This is a genomic window from Maricaulis sp., assembly GCF_017643475.1.
Lineage (GTDB): Bacteria > Pseudomonadota > Alphaproteobacteria > Caulobacterales > Maricaulaceae > Maricaulis.
Genome location: NZ_JAEPNI010000001.1, coordinates 1,094,658 through 1,113,495, shown reverse-complemented (window position 1 = coordinate 1,113,495; position 18,838 = coordinate 1,094,658). Strand labels below are relative to the sequence as shown.

Here is an 18,838-nt window from a genome sequence, read left to right as displayed (position 1 = left end):
GTCAGGACTTGCCGCGCTTGATCGCCGCCTGGACCTTCAGCGCCTGCATGGTCATGCGCACATCATGCACACGCACCATAGCGGCTCCGGCCTGGGCCGCACGCATGGCAGCGGCCAAGGAGCCGCCCAGGCGTTCCATCTCGTGAGCCCCGTCATCGATTGCCGCTATGAAACGCTTGCGCGAAGCCCCGAACAAGACGGGGTAGCCCAGCCGGATCACCTGATCGAGATCTCGCATGAGCGCGAGGTTGTGGTCCAGGGTCTTGCCGAAGCCGATTCCCGGGTCGAGCCAGATGCTGTCGGCGGTGACACCGGCCGCCATGGCCAGGTCCGCACGCTCGGTCAGGAAATCACAGACCTCACCGACGACGTCTTCATATTGCGGCTTGTCCTGCATGGTTTTCGGGCTGCCGGACATGTGCATCAGGATGACCGGCACCCCGAGCTCTGCAGCCGTCTCCAGCGCGCCAGGCTCCTGCAGGGCGCGGACGTCGTTCCAGATATCGGCGCCCGCCTCGACGGCGGCCCGGGCCACTGCGGGCTTGAAAGAATCAATGGAAATGCGGGCAGCCGAGCGCTCGCGTAGCGCCTTGATGACCGGAACAACGCGGCGCAATTCCTCGTCTTCCGGCACCGGGTCAGCCCCCGGCCGGGTCGACTCGCCACCGACATCGATCACATCCGCGCCATTGCGCAGCATCTCCAGGCCGCGCTCGACCGCCGCCGCCCGGTCCACAAAATCACCGCCATCGGAAAAACTGTCCGGCGTGACGTTCAAAACGCCCATGACAAAGGGAAGGTCGGTTTTTCGGCGGGCTTTAAAATGGGGCATGACGAAGCTTTGATACGACGTGAGGGGTCCGCAGATATACGATTGCCCGCGTGCTTGTGAAAGAGGGCTGAGCTTATGCCGGACGGCGAAAGCTGGACATTCCAGAACGAACACCGCCTGCGCGGCTATGTGGCGCATGAATTCGGGCCGGGCGAGATCCTGCGCTGCTGGTCCCACGCCGTCGCCAATGATGCCCCGCACTATGTCCTGCCCAATGCCGAGATCAATATCGTCGCGCGTTATTCCGGGCGCTATTCCCGGGTCGAAATCTTCGGCATGGCAACCGAGGCACGCTGGTTCCAGCCAGTCGCCGGAGAAACCCTGTTGGCCGTCACCCTGTCGCCGGAGCGCGCCATGGCGCTGGGCCTGCACCCACGCGACTGGACGGACCGGCTTGATGATGCACCTGACGCACTGCAAGACCGCCTCGCCCCGTTGGCTGACCGCCTGATCGGCCAGAGCGAGGCTTTCGCCCGCCATCACTGGCTTGACGCCATCAACCGGCTTTCCCGCGAGCGGGAGAACACTTTTGCCGCCTTCAGCCAGTCCCACATCCGCGCTTCCCAGGGTCAGGTTTCCCTGGCAGGACTGGCGAGACGCATGCAGGTCAGCGAGCGCCAGCTACAGCGCCGCTTTCACGACATGCTGGGCCTGACGCCCAAGCGCTATGCGCAGCAGATCCGGCTGGCCGAGACCATTGCCTTGGCCGATGCCAACACCAGCCCGGCCTGGGCGGACCTGGCAGCCGCGAACGGTTATTGCGACCAGTCCCACCTGATCCGTGATTGCAAGAAGCTCACGGGGGTCTCTCCCGCGCGGCTTCACACACTTCGCACGGCGTCGGAAAAGTCCAATACGTCTGCAACCGCCTAGGCAAGAGTGATCGTCCCTTCAGTGAGTTTTAAAAGGACGAGCACATGTCAAAACTGGCTACCGGCCTGATCAGCGCCCTGCTCCTTGGCGCAACGGCAATCGCGCAGGACACCCTGCAATATGACGGCGAGACCTGGCAGGTCGCCGCCGCGGATAACGGCGCGGTTCGTGTCGAACAGGCACTGGGTCGCGAGGCGCTTTATATTTCCCGCGCACAGGCCTGGCGCCGCGATGTGGATCTGCAGGATTTTGTCCTGGAGTATGAGTATGCCTCGACGGATGAGAGCGGTTTCATTGGCGTGAACTGGCGCGCCGCTGACGAGAACGCGCTGGAACAATTCTATGTACGCCCCCACCAGAGCGGACAGCCCGACGCCGCGCAGTATCTGCCGGTGCTCAACGGCATCGCCGGTTGGCAGATCTATGCCGGTCCGAACGAAGCGCAGGCCACGGACCTGCCGGCGCGGGAATGGATCCGCGTGCGCATCGTGGCCATCGGCGATGCCGCGGATATCTTTGTGGGCGACATGGAGACCCCGCTCCTGCACATCGCGGATCTGGGCAGTGAGACCAGTGGCGGCGCCATCGGTTTCTACATGAGCGACCGCTTCTGGGTTGAAGGTACCGGCAGCTGGTTCAGCAATATCTCCATCCGCCCGGTCACGCCGCAGGACCGTTTGATCGGCGAGAGCCGCGAGACCGATCCGCTGCCGGACACGCTGATCGGGAACTGGGCGGTTTCCGAGGCGTTTGACGAGGCCTTGCTCGATGCCGGCTATTCACTGCCCGAACTCGATGACGAACGCACCCGCCTCGCGGTCGAACCCAATGGCATTGCCAATCTCTCTCGCCTTGCCGGGCCGAGCCAGGGCGCCAATACCGTACTGGCGGAAGTCACGCTCAGTGCCGAGGAGGCGATGACGCGGGAGCTGAGTTTTGGTTATAGCGACCGCGTGCGGCTCTATCTCAATGGCGAGCAGATCTTTGCCGGCAATGCCGGCTGGCGGGTGCGTGATCATCGCCATCTGGGCACGATCGTGCGGGTTGACCGGGTGCCATTGCGTCTCCAGGGGGGCGCGAATGTCCTAACCGCGGCGGTCTCGGAATCCTTTGGTGGCTGGGGCGTCAGCGCCTCGCTCGACAGTTTTGACGGGCTCAGTATCGACACAGACTGAAACAAAAAACCCCCGGTCGATGACCGGGGGTTTTCTTCGACGTCAGGCGCCTTGTGGTTCGGGGCCGCCATCGGGCTCCTCACCAGCATTTTCCTCGGTCGTGGGCACAGCGCTCGCCGGTGCGGTCGGCGGCGTTGTGGAATCACTGTCGGGACGTGATGGCGGCTTGCCGTCCAGCAGGTCCGTGATCTCGTCACCCGTCAGGGTCTCGTATTCGAGCAGGCCCTGGGCCAAGGTTTCCCAGTCATCCTTCTTCTCATCGAGAACCTTCAGCGCCTTGGCATAGGCATCCTCTATGAACCGACGAACCTCGCTCTCGATCAGCTCCTTGGTCGCAGCGGAAACCGAACCCCCAAAGGTCTGGCCGTTGTAACCCTCATGCGTCTCCGCATAGTCGACATTGCCGACCTTGTCGGACATGCCCCAGCGCAGAACCATGGCACGGGCCAGCTGGCTGGCCTGCTGGATATCACCGGACGGACCGTTGGAAACGTGATCCTCACCGTATTTGATGACCTCGGCAGCCTTGCCGGCCATGGTCATGGCGAGTTTCTGCTCACACTCGTCACGGTGCCAGTTCAGGCGATCCATTTCCGGCAGGCTCATCACCATGCCCAGCGCACGACCGCGCGGAATGATCGTTGCCTTGTAGACCGGGTCACACAGCGGCATGTTCAAGCCGACAATGGCGTGGCCGGCCTCGTGATAGGCGGTCTGTTCCTTCTGGTCCTCGGTCAGGACCATGGAACGGCGTTCCGGGCCCATCATGACCTTGTCCTTGGCGTCCTCGAATTCGAGCATCGACACAATACGCTTGTTGCGACGAGCCGCCAGCAGAGCGGCCTCGTTCACCAGGTTCGCCAGGTCGGCACCGGAGAAGCCCGGCGTGCCGCGTGCAATGACCTTGGCATCCACGTCGGAGGCCAGCGGCACATCTCGCATGTGAACCTTGAGGATCTTCTCGCGGCCGGTGATATCGGGATTGCCGACATTGATCTCGCGGTCAAAACGGCCCGGACGGCGCAGCGCGGAGTCCAGCACGTCCGGACGGTTGGTTGCGGCCAGGATGATGATGCCTTCATTGGACTCAAACCCGTCCATCTCCACCAGAAGCTGGTTCAGCGTCTGTTCGCGTTCGTCATTGCCACCGCCATGGCCGGCACCACGGGAACGGCCCACGGCATCGATCTCGTCGATGAAGATAATACAGGGTGCGTTTTTCTTGGCCTGTTCAAACATGTCGCGAACACGCGAGGCGCCGACACCGACAAACATCTCGACAAAGTCCGAACCGGAAATCGAGAAGAAGGGAACATTCGCCTCACCGGCAACGGCACGGGCCAGCAGGGTCTTGCCGGTACCCGGAGGGCCGACCAGCAATGCGCCCTTCGGGATCTTGCCACCCAGGCGCTGGAACTTGCTCGGGTCCTTGAGGAACTCGACAACTTCCTGCAGCTCTTCCTTGGCCTCGTCCACACCGGCGACATCGTCAAACGTCTTGCGACCCTGATGTTCGGTCAAAAGGCGCGCCTTGGACTTGCCAAAGCCCATGGCGCCACCGCGTCCACCGCCCTGCATTTGCCGCATGAAGAAGATCCATACACCGATCAGGAGCAGGAAGGGGAACCATTGGACCAGCAGGGTGAAGAAGAAATTGCCCTCGGCCTGTTCCGCCGCGATTTCGACCCTGACACCGCTTTCCGTCATCCGGTCGACAGTCGTATCGTCATTCGGATGCAGGCGTACCCGGACCGTCTCGCCGTTGGATCGGCTGGCGATCACCTCATCGCCTTGCACCATGGCATCAGTGATCTGCCCGTTTGAAATCAGCGAATGGAATTCGGAATAGGCGACCTCGTTCGTCGGTTCTGTCACGGTCGCAGAGCGGTCCAACAGGTTGAACAGCGCCAGCAACAGCACAAACACAACGGCCCAGATCAGGAAATTTCTCATTTGCATACGGCACATCCGTTCAGACAAATCGGTCGGTCAGACCAGATATGGGCATTCACACCGCCCATTGCGAGTCAGCCACGCAGCTAGCGTCAGGCTTGCGAGATCAAACTTGTGCGAGGTGACAAGAATGACGGATCACAGGCCGAAAGGCGACTCTCTAGACGGTCCGACACCAGGAAACGACAGTCTACACTATCAGCTCCTAATAAACCCGGAATAGAGATGACACGGCCGTTGCGACGGAAACAAGGCAGAGACGCACGCGCAAATCCGGGAATTTCAGCCAGCGCGTCCCTCTCCACGAGCCCGGAATAATCAAGGCCAAGTGGCTCTGGACATTCGTCCGAAGGATGAAGCAGGCGACCATCCCAGACAGTCTCGTTCTGACTTGTGACGACCGCTGTTGATCTGGCGGGGTGGTCGACACGGCCCAACACCGCGCCGGGGTCGCGAACCATCCAGGCGGATTGTCCAGTGACCTGCAACATGATCCCGCCAGCGGTGGTGTTCGTGGAGCGGGCCAGGGCTTCTTCCAGCCGGAAGACCGCATTGCTCCCCACCTCGCGGGTCGAACCCGATACGGCCTGAACGAGCAAGCCCAGCAGTCCACGGCGATAGAGCGGAGCAAGCTTTGCCAGACGCCCTGCATCCAGCCTCACCCCGCCCCATGACATCACTTCGGCAATTTGCGGCATCAACTCCGCGCAGGCCTTGCGTACGGTGTGACGCGCCTGCCCGAGCTCGAACGCCAGATCAGCCAGACGCTGCCCCGGCCCATCGCCGGCCCTGTGAAGCGCCTGGCGCAGGCGAATGCGAGTGAAACGGGTATTGTCGTTCGACGGATCCTCGATCCAGGCTTCCCCCCGCCGGGTGAGCCATTCGCGCAAGTCGCGGCGACGCAACGAAAGAAGCGGTCGACCCAGCCTGATTTCCCGCCCAAGGGGCCAGCTCGGTGACACATCATCCACGCCCATGCCCGCCAGTCCCTGCCAGCGTGCACCCGCTTGCAGACGCATCAATACGGTCTCGGCCTGGTCGTCCCGCGTGTGCGCCAACAACAGCCGGGTGATGCCGGCCAGATTGCAGGCCTCGGACAGGGCGTCATGGCGCCAGGTACGTGCTGTTTCCTGGATGGCGCTGTGAAGCGTATCCTTGCGACAGGTCAGCATACGGGCCTCAAGACCCTGCTTTCTCGCAAGGGAGCGCGCATGCTGCGCCTCGCTGGCGCTTTCCGGTCGCAAGCCGTGATCAACGGTCAGCGCAAGCAACTCAACCCCGCGCGAGCGCGCCCAGTCGGCAGCCAGCAACATCAATGCGTGACTGTCACCACCCCCGGAATACCCCAAAGCAACGCGCCCTGCGTTACCGCAGAGCGCGTCAAGCTGATCATGAACATGTTGTTCGAGCGCTGCCGTCACCGGCAGTTGGCGCGAACCGACTCGCGTGCGGCACGGTCACGGGCCTCGGCCGGAGCATTGGGGAATTGGCGTCCGAACTGGGACAGGGTTCCACACGCCTCGTCGACGCGGCCAAGTCCGCGCAGGGATGCCGCAAGCTGGACCAGCGCATCCGGGGCCCGCTGACCGCTCGGCTGGTTGCGCAAGGAAGCGATATAGGCATCTGCGGCTTCACCGAAATTGTCCTGGACGTAGAAGGTCTGGCCGAGCCAGTACCAGGCCTCGCCGACATTCGGATGATCGGCGTTCTCGGTGACGAAAGTCTCGAACGCCACCTGGGCGCCACCAAAATCATTGTCGACAAGACGCGAGCGACCGGTTGCGAACAATTCTTCCGGACTGATGGTAGGCGTAGCGTCGGCAACATTGCCGCCCAGAACGCCCGTTGCCTCCGAACGCGCTTCAGCGAACGGATCATCCGGGTCACTGTGCGAGAGATTCGGATTTTCCAGCTGGGTGATCGTTTCACCGCTTTCTTCGCCGCCAACTTCCAGACCATCAGTCATCCAATTGGCCGTGGCATCATCAATCGCAGGGGCGCGCGACGCTTCGATTTCCGCCTGCAGCGTTTCCACTGTTTCGCGAAGCTGGCGATTCTCGAACCGCATCTGCTCGTTGGCGCCGGTCAGTTGCTGGATCTGATAGTCCAGCGCATCGAGGCGCTGAAGCAGGGTTTCCACCACGGGGTCACCGGCAAGGAACTGGTTTTCCAGCTCGCCGATACGCACTTCGGTCGCGTCGATACGCTCCGCAAGTTCGCGGCGGGACTGGGCTTGGGCCGGCGTGGCCGCGGCCAGCGCGGTAACGACGACAGACATGCAAAGAATTCGGATCATCATGCGCACCTAGTGCACGAGCACGGCAAAAATGCGGCGCTCAAGGGTCTTGTGAAAAAGAAACGTCCGCGAACCATGCGGGATCGCGGACGTTGCTGATACTCAAATCAACGCAGCTTAGTTGGTGTAGCCGCTGGTGATTTCGGTGATCGCATTACGGTTGGTCGCCCAGCACTGCTCGTTGGACTGACGGCAGATCGGACGCTCCTTGCCGAAGGAGGTCGTCGTGATGCGCGACGGATCAACACCCTGGCTGATCAGGTAGTCGCGGGCCGCATTGGCGCGACGGGCGCCCAGGGCCAGGTTATATTCACGCGTGCCGCGCTCGTCACAATTGCCGGCGATCGTGATGCGTGCATCGCTGTAGGTCATCAGCCAGGCTGCCTGATCGCGAAGCACGGCGCGTGCCTCAGACGACAGGTCATGACGGTCATAGCCGAAGAAGACGCGGTCGCCCGCAGTCTGTACGAAATGATCAACGGAACCGGCAGTCGGTCCAGTCGGCTGGGCCGGTTCAGCCGGACGTGTCGGCTGCGGTTCCGGAATCGGATCCGCTACCGGCTCCGGCGTAGACGCACACGCGGTCGCAAACGCGGCCAGGGCTGCAATCGCAAACAGTTTGATCTTCATGATGTAAACACCCTCATCCAGCCAGATTTTTCTGGCGTACTCCCGATCACGCCCCAAAAACAAGACGCAGAAAATTGTCGGCCCCCCCACTGGCGCCGCGCATTAGAAAGAACCCTACTCAGAAAAGGGCTAGTCGATCAAGGGCGACCATGCCGGATCCGAGGCCATTCCGCCTGTGGCCAGCCGCCTCAGATTGAACCCGGCCAGATCAATACTCCAGATTTCATATCGCGTGCCGTTTGTGCGCGGTTCACCGCGAGTGAAGAGCAGTACGCGGCCATTGGGCGACCAGGCCGGTGTGTCGACATAATACCCTTCGAACAGGATGCGTTCGATGCCGGAACCGTCAGCGCGCACGACGCCAAGCAGGAAACGGCCATTGGACTGTTTGGTAAAGGCGATCAGATCGCCTCGCGGAGACCAGACCGGTGTCGTGTAGCGGCCTTCGCCAAAAGTAATACGCTGCACATCCGTACCATCCGCATTCATGGTATAGAGCTGGGAACCACCACCACGCGAGGAAGAGAACACGATCCGTTCACCATCCGGTGAAAAAGACGGCTCCACGTCGTCAGCCGGATGCTGGGTCAGGCGGGTCAGTTCACGCGTGCGAAGATCGAACATGTGGATGTCGTGACCATTGCGGGTCTCCACGGAAACCGCCAGTTGGCTGCCGTCCGGGGAGAAACGCGCGGACAAGCTCTGACCGTCCGGATCGATCTGGGTCGCAGCACCGCGCCCGCCGGACGCGAACAGGGCTTCCTGGCGACCGGTCTCAAGATCGTAGAGATAGGTCGTCGCCTGCCCCTCGAGGAAGGACACATAGGTGATTTCCTGCGCACTCGGAGAAAAGTTCGGCAACAGCGCCATGTAGGAACGATCCGTCAGGAATGACGGATTGGCACCGTCCTGATCCATCCAGGCCAGCTGGTGCAGCGGCTCACCATCCACTCCACGTCCTTCGGCGACATAGACGATGCGGGTGTCGAAATATCCCTCTTCACCGGTCAGGCGCTGATAGACAGCGTCGGCCACCTTGTGCGCCACCCGGCGCCAGTTTTCCGGCGCGGTGACGTATTGAACGCCCAGCATCTGGGTTTCCAGACGCGTGTCCCACAGCCGGAAGGCAACCAGCAAACGCCCGTCATCCTGTTCAGTGATACGCCCGACCAGCAGGGCCGAGGCATTGATCACGCGCCAGTCGGAAAAGCGCGGGCGCAAGTCGATATTCTCGATGTCCTCGATATAGGCGCTCTGATCGATCGGCGCGAACAGGCCGGAACTGGCCAGGTCATTGGTGATCACACGCGTGATGTCCGCGCCGCGTTCGGCAAATTCCTCGTCAACAGCGATGAAATCAGGAAGCGCCAACGGCAGCGGGTCGAGATTGCCTTCGGTGATGTCCACACGCAGCGGCTCCTGCGCATGCGCTGCGATTGGAGCAGCGAGCGCCGCGACGAGGGTCAGGATTGAGGCAAGCAGGCGGATCATAATCTCGCTCCGGTTCAGAAATCAGTTGCCGTATAAAGACGGCGCGAAATTGGCCGTAATTTGACGCCACTCGGAATATTGTTCCGGGGGCAGTGGATAAGGTGCACACACCGAGGCTGCGCGCAACGCACGCTCACCGGCAACACGCAGGTAGGGGTTGGGGGAATTGAGCACGCGGCCCTGGTCGACCAGGCGCGGCGGCCCCATCAGTTCACCATTGCGATTGAGAGACAACTCAACCTCGACGGCCAGCTCATCCGGATGCGGTGCATCCAGCGAATTGCGCCAGCAACGTGCCAGATGGTTTTGCAGGATTACTTGCAGGGTCGCGGTATTACTCTCGCCATTGCCAACGGCGCGGCGGCGCTCGCCCGCATCGCTGGCACGCTCGTCGCGCGCTTCATCCACCGTCGCGGCCAGGTCGTCCAGCGAATCAAAGAAGCTGGGCTCCGCCGGTTCGGGTTCCGGCTCCGGGTCCGGACGGCGCGGTTCTTCGCGCACCGGCTCAGGTTCTGGCTCGGGCTCCGGTTCGGGTTCAGCGGCTTCCTCAACCGGATCCGGCGAGATCACGGCAGGTTCAGGCTCCGGTTCCGGGGCCTGTTCCGGTTCGGGTGCCGGATCAACGATCGCGTCTTCCACCGTCGGCTCTTCCTCGACAGGATCCTCGATGATCTCTTCTTCCGGCTCTGGTTCAGGCTCGGGTGCCGCGGCGGTCACATTTGTCGTGTCGGACAGGCTGACCAGCTCGATCGGCACATAGGGTGTCGTCTCGAGCAGATGGGCTGCCCGAGGCAGATAGATCACGCCCGCAGCAATAAAGCCGGCATGAACTACAAGCGAAACGACAAGACCGCGCAACGGATTAGCCCTCCACGGGATCCGTGATCACCTGAACACGCGTAAAGCCCGCAGCCTGAATATCTCCCAGAACCTGGGCGATATGCTGGCCATTGGCGGACGCGTCCCAGCGATAAGCGACCGGGTGATCCGTGCCGGATGCGGCGATGGCGCGAAGACGCGCGCTAAGCTCACCCAGCTCGACCTCGGTTTCCTGCAGGAAGATCGTACCCTCTGCCGTCAGTGTCACCGTGATCGGCTCCTCGATGGCGGGAAGTTGCTGGGCTTCCGTCTCGGGCATGTCGATCTCGATACCGACCGTCAGCAGGGGTGCGGTGACCATGAAAACGATGAGAAGCACCAGCATGACGTCGACAAAGGGCGTCACATTGATCTCGGCCTTGGGCTTCCAGCGGGCTCTGCCGCGTCCACCACCGCCGCTGTCGAGCGAAACGGCCATGACTATTTGCCTTCCCGGTCAGCGAGAGCGGAAAGCTCGTCGACAAACCCGTCAAGGCGCGCGCCATACTTGCCGATATTGGCTGACAGCGCGTTGAAGAAAATAACCGCCGGGATTGCCGCCAGCAGGCCCAGCGCCGTGGCGAACAGCGCCTCGGCGATGCCTGGCGCAACGACGGCGAGATTTGTGTTCTGTTCCGCGGCGATGGCGCGGAAGGCATTCATGATGCCCCAGACCGTACCGAACAGGCCGACAAACGGCGCTGCTGACGCGATCGTCGCCAGAATACCCAAGCCGGTTTCCGCATTGTTCAGCTGACGGCTCGCCTCGGCACCCGCAGCCTTGGCAACACGACCGCCTGGTGCTGTGCCCTTCCATTCGCGCAGTCCGGCTGCAAACGTATGGCTGAATGGATCGCGCGGGTTCTTGGCAAACTGGTCTGCCAGTGCGTCCAGCGGACGGCCGGACCAGAATTCACGCTCAAAGACTTTGGATTTGCCATGCAGCCCGCGCATCTGCAGCGACTTGTCGACCGCGATGGCCCACGACCAGATCGACATGAAGGCGAGAATGCCCATCACGCCCTTGACCACCCAGTCTGCGCGCATGAACAGGTCATAGAAGGAAAAGCCCTCTACCGCCTGGGCGACATCAACCACACTAGTTTCCATGAGTGTATTCCTTGGCTGCGTTCCGTCACAACGCGTCGGATACGCGACGCAACTCTTCAAACTCTCCCCGGCGTGCCGCGCGCCTTCCCCAATGCATTGCGACCTGGCTGGACAGCCAATGACGCAGGAATGCGGCAAATTTCTGATGTGATAGCACAAGACCCGCGCTGAATTGCAGACCCTTATCGCATGAGGCGAGAAGAAATCTCTGCAACCCGTTACAGGGGCATAAAACTTCGGTCATTCCCGGGCGGTGCCTGATTGACCGCTCGTTCGGCAATGTCCCAGTGCTCGACGATTTTTCCGTCCTCGACACGGAACAGGTCACAAGCGCGATATTCATGGCCTCGAAAGTCAATGACCGAGAAAACGGCCGCAAAGTCATGATAGGCGACGACATCGGAGATGCAGACGTACCTCAAGGCATCGACGCGGCTCATTTCTTCATCCAGGAATTGAACGAAACCCTGATAGTCGGCCAGCATGTACGGGTTGTGCGTGATGAAACAATCGCGGTCGAGCCAGTCAGCGCAAGCAGCGACATTGCCGCCCGACAACACCTGGGACACGAAGCCGATCACGGCGGCACGTGTCTCTTTTGTATCCGCGGCAGCATCCAGAGCCCGTGTTCCGGCGACTCTGGTAAAGTCCGGATTGTCCCGCTCTACCTGCCTGTTGGTCACCTGGTGGACAATCCGACCAGTCGCCCCGGGCTCCATGCTCAAAAGGCTCATTGTGACCCATTGCACGCCCGGCGCCGGGAACTGGACCATATGCATGAACAGATAGGGGTCGTCCGGAAACGATCGAACAACTTCGAATTGGAAATTGGGCGGCGCAGACGGCCGTTCTTCGCCATACCTAGCATGACGCATTTCGTTCAATTCGCCAGTCAAGCCAGCTTGCTTGTTCATACGGCCTCCCCCAAAGCCAATATGAAAAGCGTAGCGGGTTTTGGTTAGCTGTCTACCGGAATAACCATATTCTGCCATTTCGCGGCCATGGATCTGGGAGGACGCTTGACCGCGCCATCCAGAGAGATGCACACCGCCTGGACATCTGCTGACGCAATCAGCGTCTCGCCGCGCATCAAACGCTGTTCGATCATCAGTCGCGCGCCTTTCTGGGGCCGGAACAGGGTTTCCACCACCAGGGCATCGTCCACCCTAGCAGCGACTGCGAACTCGATCGACATCCGGCGCACGGCAAAGGCCAGCGGGTCGTCCGCCTGTGCCAGTTCAGAATGATGGATGCCCAGACAACGCAGACTGTCCGTGCGGCCTCGCTCGAAAAAGTGCAGATAACGGGCGTGATAAACGACGCCAGAGAAATCGGTGTCTTCGTAATAAACGCGAACCGGCAGACGATGGACCTTGTCGTCGCACAGAACGCCAGCTGTCGGCTCCAGGCTCATTTGCCACCTCCGAAAAGATCCGTGTCCGCTGATCGCGGAATCTCGATGCCCATATGCTCCCAGGCCCGCGGAGCCGCCATGCGGCCACGCGGCGTACGCTGGATAAACCCCTGCTGGATCAGGAAGGGCTCGACCACATCCTCGAGCGCATCACGCGCCTCGGCCAGGGCCGCAGCCAGTGTTTCGACCCCGACAGGGCCACCCCGGAACGTATGCAGAAGCGCATGCAGATAGCGCCGATCAAGACTGTCCAGGCCGATCTTGTCGACCTCCAGCCGGCGTAATGCCCGGTCGGCCACCTCGGCCGAGATCTGTTCGGCGCCCTCGGCCTCGGCGAAATCGCGCACCCGGCGCAACAAGCGCCCGGCGACACGCGGGGTCCCGCGCGCCCGTCGGGCAACCTCCAGCGCGCCTTCCGGCGAGGCATTGATGCCGAATTTCGCGGCATTGCGCGCCACGATCGAGGCCAGCTCCGCGGCGTCGTAGAATTCCAGCCGGACCGGCACGCCGAAACGGTCACGCAGAGGTGTCGCCAGCAAACCGGCCCGTGTGGTCGCGCCCACGAGTGTAAAGGGCGGGAGGTCGATACGGACGGTGCGCGCTGAAGGCCCCTCCCCGATCACCAGATCCAGGCAGAAGTCCTCCATCGCCGGATAAAGGACTTCCTCCACAGCCGGAGAAAGGCGGTGGATCTCGTCGATGAAAAGCACATCGCGCGGCTCGAGATTGGTCAGGATGGCAGCGAGGTCGCCGGCCTTGGCGATAACCGGACCTGAAGTCGCCCGAAAACCGACACCCAATTCACGAGCGACGATCTGCGCCAGCGTCGTCTTGCCCAGCCCGGGCGGCCCGGAAAGCAGGACATGGTCCAGCGCCTCTTCACGGCGGCGCGCCGCCTCGACGAAGACCTTCAGGTTCTCGATCGATGCTTTCTGGCCAACAAAATCGCCAAAGGAAAGCGGACGCATCGCCTTGTCGCGATGATCGCCCGCCTGCATCTCAGCCTCGATTATCCGGTCGTCTTGTTCAGTCATGGTCCCCGGGATTGATCACAATCCGGTCTCCCGGATCAACCAGCGAATTCCCCTTGCCGAGATATTCGGCCATCTGTTCACCGGAAATATGGGCTGGCACATGTACGGCAACATGCCGCGCGCCGGCGAACCGGCCGCTCAGCTCGGCCTGTCCGGTTTCCGATTGCACGAACCAGATCGGGTACAGCACAACATCAATGTCCTCGTCATCAAGGACCGTGAAATCGGCTTCGTCGGGATTGGTATCCCCCAGATGCAGGACCGATGTCCCGCCCAGCTCGATGATGAAGGCATGATTGTCCATGCCCTCCATGTGGAACATCGGGACGGCACGCACGGAAAGGCCGTCCGGCAGCTCCGTCGCGCTGGCGCTCAGCTGGCTGCTGACCTGGTCCGGAGCCATCAGCACCAGCGCGTCATTCGCGGCGAGAGCCAGACCGGCTTCCCCGGCGTTGAAATGATCGCCGTGTTCATGCGTGAACAACAGGGCATCAACGCCGTCAAACTCGCCGGAAGCAGTGATCATGGCCTCGCGGTCATCGCTGGTGGGAACATGAAAACGCCCTTCGTAGACGTCCGTGAACAGGGCATCGACAAGTACCTTGTTCTCGCCCTGGCTCACCAGGACTCCCATATTGGCAACAAGGCGAATTTGGACAGTATCGGGGGTCGTGTCCGTCGTCGCGGACACGGTAGATGCCAACGCAAGCGCGCCGGCAAAAGCGGAAATCATGGAGCCAACTCCTTCAAAGACTGGCGAATGACTTCCCCGAGCTCCAAGCCTTCACCTCCATTACGCTGTACTGTCGCCACGGCTTGCCGGGCAACGGTCTCTGCATAACCCAGATTAAGCAGGGCCGATACGGCCTCCTCCCTCACAGCTCCGTCATCGGAGGAAGCCTTGCCGGAAGTGCTTGTCGCGCTCGGCGTAGCAGCGTGAGCAGACAGGCCGATCCCCAGATTGCGCCCGACCGGCGGCGCCTTGTCCTTGAGTTCCGTGGCAATTCGCGTGGCCAGTTTCGGCCCGACACCCTTGGCCCGTCCGAACGTGGCCTTGTCACCCAGCGCCACCGCACTCGCGATCTCCGATACCGGCACAGCATCCAGAATGGCAAAGGCAGCCTTGGCGCCCACTCCCTGCACAGACTGAAGGTGCACGAACCAGGCCCGCTCCGTCTCATCCAGGAAACCAAACAGCTTGAAGGCATCTTCGCGGACATGCGTCTCGATGTGCATCTTCACCTGGGCGCCAACTTCCAGTCTCGCCAGGGTCTGTACACCTGCCGCCACAAGATAACCCACACCGTTGACGTCAATCACGGTCTCGTCCGCCCCGACCGCGTCAACGACACCCTTGAGCATTCCGATCATGCGACTTCCCCTCTCACATGGGTATTCCTGTTGTGGGCATGGCAGATGGCAATCGCCAGCGCATCTGCAGCATCGGCCGTGGCCTTTACGCCTGGCAGCAGGACACCGACCATGGCCGAGACCTGGGTCTTGTCGGCGCCACCTGTTCCAACCACAGCCTTTTTGACCAGGCGTGCGGCGTATTCGAACACGGGTCGGTCCGTGGAGGCCGGCGCGAGAAGCGCAGCGGCGCGCGCATGACCGAGCTTCAGTGCAGAGGAGGCATTCTTGGCCATGAAAGCTTCCTCGATGGCGCATTCATGTGGCTGGTATTCCTCGACCAGCTGCAGCACACCGCGGAAAATGACGGTCAGGCGATCGGACAGCGGCTGGTCAGTCGGCGGCTTGATCGTGCCATGCGCGACATGGCTCATGCGGTTTCCGGAGACGTCGATTACGCCCCAGCCCATACATCTCAGACCCGGATCGATCCCAAGCAAGCGTGTTCTTGATGTCATCAGCGCCTCCGGTTGTGACTAAACACTGCTCCGCACAAGAGAACAAGCCGTGAACATCAGAGAATCTCTGCAAAGTGGCGATTTAAAACGGCATTTTCTCGCAAGGGTAACAGCGCAATGAAAATCAGTCGCAAATATCATGACAATTATTCGCAAAAACACCGGTTAAGCGATTGATCTGTATTGATATTTTTTCTTGAACTTTTGTTTGCCCTGCTCGCGCGCCGCGCGTAGTCTTCTGACCAGAGCATATGCGTGACCGCGTCGGGCGGTCTTATGGCTACTGGGGAGACTATAAAATGGCTAAAAAGGGCAAAATGAGCCGTCGCTCATTCCTGACCCGCGTTGCAGGCGGCACGGTTGTTACCGGCACTGTTGCTGCAGTTGCGGGCGCGACGATGCTTCAGCGTTCCGTCGATGCAGATCCGGTTGATGCTGCAGCTCGCACCGGCATCACGGACAGCGATCCGAATGACTACGCAAACCACGGCTCCAGCTACACCGGTGTCACCGACAGCGATGGTGGTGCTTGCGCCGACACGTCCGGCTATGGCCGCGGCAATACCGGCTACACCGACAGTGATGGCGGCGCCTGCAGCGATCCGGGTGGTCGCGGTCGCGGCCCGGCATAGTCGGGTTCAATTCCAAGGGGCGGCCTGCACAACCGCCCCTTTTTCGTATCTTGCGGGGGACAACGGGCCCGCTGTGGCCCGCTAGCTAAATTGGGAGCAAGACATGGCTAAAAAAGGCAAGCTCAGCCGCCGTTCCTTCATGACCAGCGTGGCTGGTGGTGTCGCGGCGACCGGTGCGGTTGGCCTGGTTACCGGTGGTAGCCTGGCGCAGAACTATACCGGCCGCACGGACAGTGACGGTGGTACTTATGCCGACCGTTCCGGATATGGCCGCACGGGAATGACGGACAGTGATACAGGTGGCGGCAGCGATCGCGCCGGTTATGGTCGCGGCCGTTCAGGCCTGACCGACAGCGATCCCAGCGATCCGGCGGGCAATGGTCGTGGACGTTCCGGCCTAACTGACAGTGACCCAAGCGATCCGGCAGGCAATGGCCGCGGTCGCACCGGCCTCACCGACAGTGACCCCAGTGACCCGGTCGGCAATGGCCGTGGACGCTCCGGGGTCACGGACAGCGATCCGAGTGACCCCGCCGGCAATGGCCGCGGTTCGTCAACGGACAGCGACAGCGGTTCCTGTTCCGATCCGGGCGGCCGTGGGCGCGGTCACGTACAGCCAGGCACGACAGACAGTGATACGGGCGGCTGTGCCGACCCGGCTGGTCGCGGACGTTCGCGCCGCTACTAGACCTTTGGGTTGATGACGGACTTCCGGCCCGCCGGGAGTCCGTTCTCATTTGTGGAGACAGGTAATGGCTAAACGTGGAAAGATCTCTCGCCGCTCCTTTCTGGTGCGCGTAGCGGGCGGGTCCCTAACTCTGGGTGCTGGCAGCGTCGTCAGCGCCTGCGCGACAACAGGCTACACGGACGCAGACCCGTTCGATCCGATTGGCGGAGGCCGGGGACCTGGATCACGTGGCGTGACAGACGGCGATGCCGGCGCCTATGCAGACCCGGTCGGTCGCGGCCGAGGCGGTTATCGTTCCGGCATCACTGATGCCGATTCAGGCGCCTATGCCGACCCGGCTGGCAATGGCCGCGGTGGTTCCGGTGTTACCGACAGCGACAGCGGGTCCTACGCAGACCCGGCAGGCAATGGTCGTGGTGGCCGTCGTTCCGGCGTTACCGACAGCGACAGTGGCTCCTATGCGGACCCGGCAGGCAATGGACGGGGCGGCTCGGGCATCACGGACAGCGATAGCGGTTCCTATGCAGATCCCGCGGGTAATGGCCGCGGCGGCCATCGCACCGGCATCACTGACAGTGACAGCGGAACCTATGCCGACCGTGCCGGAAATGGCCGCGGGCGCGGCTGTACCGACAGCGATACTGGCAGCTATGCAGACCCGGTGGGACGCGGTCGCTGCTGACCCCGTATCAACTGTAAAAACAAGGCTTCGCGACGATCTGTCGCGAAGCTTTTTTTCGTGCGCAAAATCGATTTCCACGCTTAGATGCCGGTATTGAAAATGGGGGAGTGAATCCATGAAACCCTGGGCCAAGGACGTTTTCGGCTATCTGTTCGATCCGGTCTCTGCGGAGGAGTTCTTTGCGCAATACCATGAGCGCAAGGCGCTGGTGAGCAAACACAAGGACGGAAACCGGTACCGCGATCTGTTGTCAATCGAGCGGATTGATGAACTGGTCTCCAGCATCAATTTCCAACCTGGCTCACTGGACATGACCCGCGCAGATCCGCCGGTGAACCGCGAAGACTATACGTTCAACTCCGGCGCCATTGACCGCGGCGGCGTCGCCCGCCAGTTTCAGCAGGGCGCAACGCTGATCCTGCCACAACTGCATGAGGTTGACGCCACCCTGGCAGATTTCTGTCGGGCCATGGAATCGCACCTGTCCTGCCATGTGCAAACGAACATCTATCTCACCCCGCCGGACGCGCAGGGCTTCAAGACACATTATGACGACCATGATGTGTTTGTCCTGCAGGTCTCCGGCTCCAAATCCTGGCGCCTCTATAACACGCCGGTCGACAAACCCTTCCGGGGTGAGGGTTTCCGCAGCGGCGAACACGAGATTGGCGATCCGGTCGAGGAATTTGTTCTGGAAGCCGGCGATTGCGCCTACGTACCGCGCGGGCTGATGCATGATGCGCTGACACATGGTGACGAGGCCTCCCTGCACATCACGGTGGGCCTAATTGTAAAGACCTGGGCCGATCTGATGCTGGAAGTGATTTCCGAAGTCGCCCTGCGCCACCCGGAATTCCGCCAGTCCCTGCCTGTTGGTTTCGCGCGTCCGGATTTCGACATGGAAAGCGTGCGTCCGCACTTTAAAAGCCTGGTCTCGACCTTTGCCAAGGAAGCGGATCTGGACGAAGCCTTCCATATCTATGTGGACAATTTCATCCAGTCACGCCTACCGGCCACGGAAGGCACGATTGCCAATTTCCAGACACCAACAGACCCGTCCAAACGCTACCGCCTGAAGGCCAATACGCCCTGGCGCATGGCCGAGGATGGCGAGGAGATCGTGATTATCACCTCGGGTGGAGAGATCCGTTTCCCGGCCAAGGCCGAGCCGGGCCTGCACACCCTGCTGGATGGTGGTGAAATCAGCCTGGAGACGTTCGCCGACCTGGACTCCAAAGACCAACAGGCGACCATTGGCCGCCTGTTCGCATTCGGTCTGGCTGAACCGGTCTGATACGAACC

General features: G+C 61.5%; 21 protein-coding genes. 6 read left to right on the top strand and 15 right to left on the bottom strand.

What is annotated here, in order from left to right; translation table 11 throughout:
* Position 1 precedes the first annotated feature (1 nt).
* On the bottom strand, positions 2–832 hold the full coding sequence (gene folP / locus JJ889_RS05315) for a dihydropteroate synthase (protein WP_291892307.1): 831 nt from the start codon (positions 830–832) through the stop codon (positions 2–4).
* A gap of 75 nt (positions 833–907) precedes the next feature.
* On the opposite strand from folP, the gene JJ889_RS05310 reads away from it, so the two are divergent.
* Positions 908–1,705: an AraC family transcriptional regulator gene (locus tag JJ889_RS05310; RefSeq protein ID WP_291892305.1), complete on the top strand. Its 798-nt coding sequence runs from the start codon at positions 908–910 to the stop codon at positions 1,703–1,705.
* 44 nt (positions 1,706–1,749) lie between these two features.
* A complete protein-coding gene (locus JJ889_RS05305; RefSeq protein WP_291892302.1) occupies positions 1,750–2,880 on the top strand; it encodes a hypothetical protein in 1,131 nt (376 codons plus the stop codon).
* 42 nt (positions 2,881–2,922) lie between these two features.
* On the opposite strand, the gene ftsH is transcribed toward JJ889_RS05305, so the two are convergent.
* The 14 genes from ftsH to ruvC form a co-directional block, all read right to left on the bottom strand.
* Positions 2,923–4,839 (bottom strand): ATP-dependent zinc metalloprotease FtsH, encoded by a 1,917-nt coding sequence (ftsH, locus tag JJ889_RS05300; protein WP_291892298.1) that lies wholly within the window; start codon positions 4,837–4,839, stop codon positions 2,923–2,925.
* A gap of 86 nt (positions 4,840–4,925) precedes the next feature.
* Complete coding sequence (gene tilS, locus JJ889_RS05295) at positions 4,926–6,254, bottom strand: tRNA lysidine(34) synthetase TilS (RefSeq protein ID WP_291892295.1); 1,329 nt, start codon at positions 6,252–6,254, stop codon at positions 4,926–4,928.
* Positions 6,251–7,129: a tetratricopeptide repeat protein gene (locus tag JJ889_RS05290; protein WP_291892292.1), complete on the bottom strand. Its 879-nt coding sequence runs from the start codon at positions 7,127–7,129 to the stop codon at positions 6,251–6,253. The genes tilS and JJ889_RS05290 overlap by 4 nt, the downstream gene beginning before the upstream one ends.
* A 117-nt stretch (positions 7,130–7,246) precedes the next feature.
* Entirely contained in the window at positions 7,247–7,759 is a 513-nt protein-coding gene (gene pal, locus JJ889_RS05285) for a peptidoglycan-associated lipoprotein Pal (protein WP_291892289.1), read from the bottom strand.
* 129 nt (positions 7,760–7,888) lie between these two features.
* Entirely contained in the window at positions 7,889–9,250 is a 1,362-nt protein-coding gene (gene tolB / locus JJ889_RS05280) for a Tol-Pal system beta propeller repeat protein TolB (protein WP_291892286.1), read from the bottom strand.
* Between the two features lie 21 nt (positions 9,251–9,271).
* Entirely contained in the window at positions 9,272–10,108 is an 837-nt protein-coding gene (locus JJ889_RS05275; protein ID WP_291892282.1) for a cell envelope integrity protein TolA, read from the bottom strand.
* A 4-nt stretch (positions 10,109–10,112) separates the two neighbouring features.
* The gene (locus JJ889_RS05270; protein WP_291892279.1) at positions 10,113–10,547 is read right to left on the bottom strand and encodes a biopolymer transporter ExbD; all 435 of its coding nucleotides are present in this window, start codon (positions 10,545–10,547) and stop codon (positions 10,113–10,115) included.
* Between the two features lie 2 nt (positions 10,548–10,549).
* Complete coding sequence (tolQ, locus tag JJ889_RS05265; RefSeq protein WP_291892276.1) at positions 10,550–11,218, bottom strand: protein TolQ; 669 nt, start codon at positions 11,216–11,218, stop codon at positions 10,550–10,552.
* Between the two features lie 218 nt (positions 11,219–11,436).
* The gene (locus JJ889_RS05260; protein WP_291892273.1) at positions 11,437–12,210 is read right to left on the bottom strand and encodes a nuclear transport factor 2 family protein; all 774 of its coding nucleotides are present in this window, start codon (positions 12,208–12,210) and stop codon (positions 11,437–11,439) included.
* On the bottom strand, positions 12,177–12,632 hold the full coding sequence (ybgC, locus tag JJ889_RS05255; RefSeq protein WP_291892271.1) for a tol-pal system-associated acyl-CoA thioesterase: 456 nt from the start codon (positions 12,630–12,632) through the stop codon (positions 12,177–12,179). Before ybgC ends, JJ889_RS05260 begins: the two co-directional genes overlap by 34 nt.
* On the bottom strand, positions 12,629–13,666 hold the full coding sequence (gene ruvB, locus JJ889_RS05250) for a Holliday junction branch migration DNA helicase RuvB (protein WP_291892269.1): 1,038 nt from the start codon (positions 13,664–13,666) through the stop codon (positions 12,629–12,631). Before ruvB ends, ybgC begins: the two co-directional genes overlap by 4 nt.
* Complete coding sequence (locus JJ889_RS05245; RefSeq protein ID WP_291892266.1) at positions 13,659–14,399, bottom strand: MBL fold metallo-hydrolase; 741 nt, start codon at positions 14,397–14,399, stop codon at positions 13,659–13,661. The genes ruvB and JJ889_RS05245 overlap by 8 nt, the downstream gene beginning before the upstream one ends.
* On the bottom strand, positions 14,396–15,037 hold the full coding sequence (gene ruvA / locus JJ889_RS05240; RefSeq protein WP_291892263.1) for a Holliday junction branch migration protein RuvA: 642 nt from the start codon (positions 15,035–15,037) through the stop codon (positions 14,396–14,398). Before ruvA ends, JJ889_RS05245 begins: the two co-directional genes overlap by 4 nt.
* Complete coding sequence (gene ruvC, locus JJ889_RS05235; RefSeq protein WP_291892259.1) at positions 15,034–15,534, bottom strand: crossover junction endodeoxyribonuclease RuvC; 501 nt, start codon at positions 15,532–15,534, stop codon at positions 15,034–15,036. The genes ruvA and ruvC overlap by 4 nt, the downstream gene beginning before the upstream one ends.
* 317 nt (positions 15,535–15,851) lie before the next feature.
* Here ruvC and JJ889_RS05230 point away from each other — a divergent pair, with 317 nt between their 5' ends.
* The 4 genes from JJ889_RS05230 to JJ889_RS05215 all read left to right on the top strand — a co-directional run bounded on the left by JJ889_RS05230 (position 15,852) and on the right by JJ889_RS05215 (position 18,830).
* The gene (locus JJ889_RS05230) at positions 15,852–16,166 is read left to right on the top strand and encodes a hypothetical protein (RefSeq protein WP_291892256.1); all 315 of its coding nucleotides are present in this window, start codon (positions 15,852–15,854) and stop codon (positions 16,164–16,166) included.
* A gap of 103 nt (positions 16,167–16,269) precedes the next feature.
* A complete protein-coding gene (locus JJ889_RS05225) occupies positions 16,270–16,854 on the top strand; it encodes a hypothetical protein (RefSeq protein WP_291892253.1) in 585 nt (194 codons plus the stop codon).
* 64 nt (positions 16,855–16,918) lie between these two features.
* Positions 16,919–17,536, top strand: a complete 618-nt coding sequence (locus JJ889_RS05220) for a hypothetical protein (RefSeq protein WP_291892250.1) — start codon at positions 16,919–16,921, stop codon at positions 17,534–17,536.
* Positions 17,537–17,651: 115 nt separating this feature from the next.
* Complete coding sequence (locus tag JJ889_RS05215) at positions 17,652–18,830, top strand: cupin domain-containing protein (RefSeq protein ID WP_291892247.1); 1,179 nt, start codon at positions 17,652–17,654, stop codon at positions 18,828–18,830.
* Positions 18,831–18,838 lie beyond the last annotated feature (8 nt).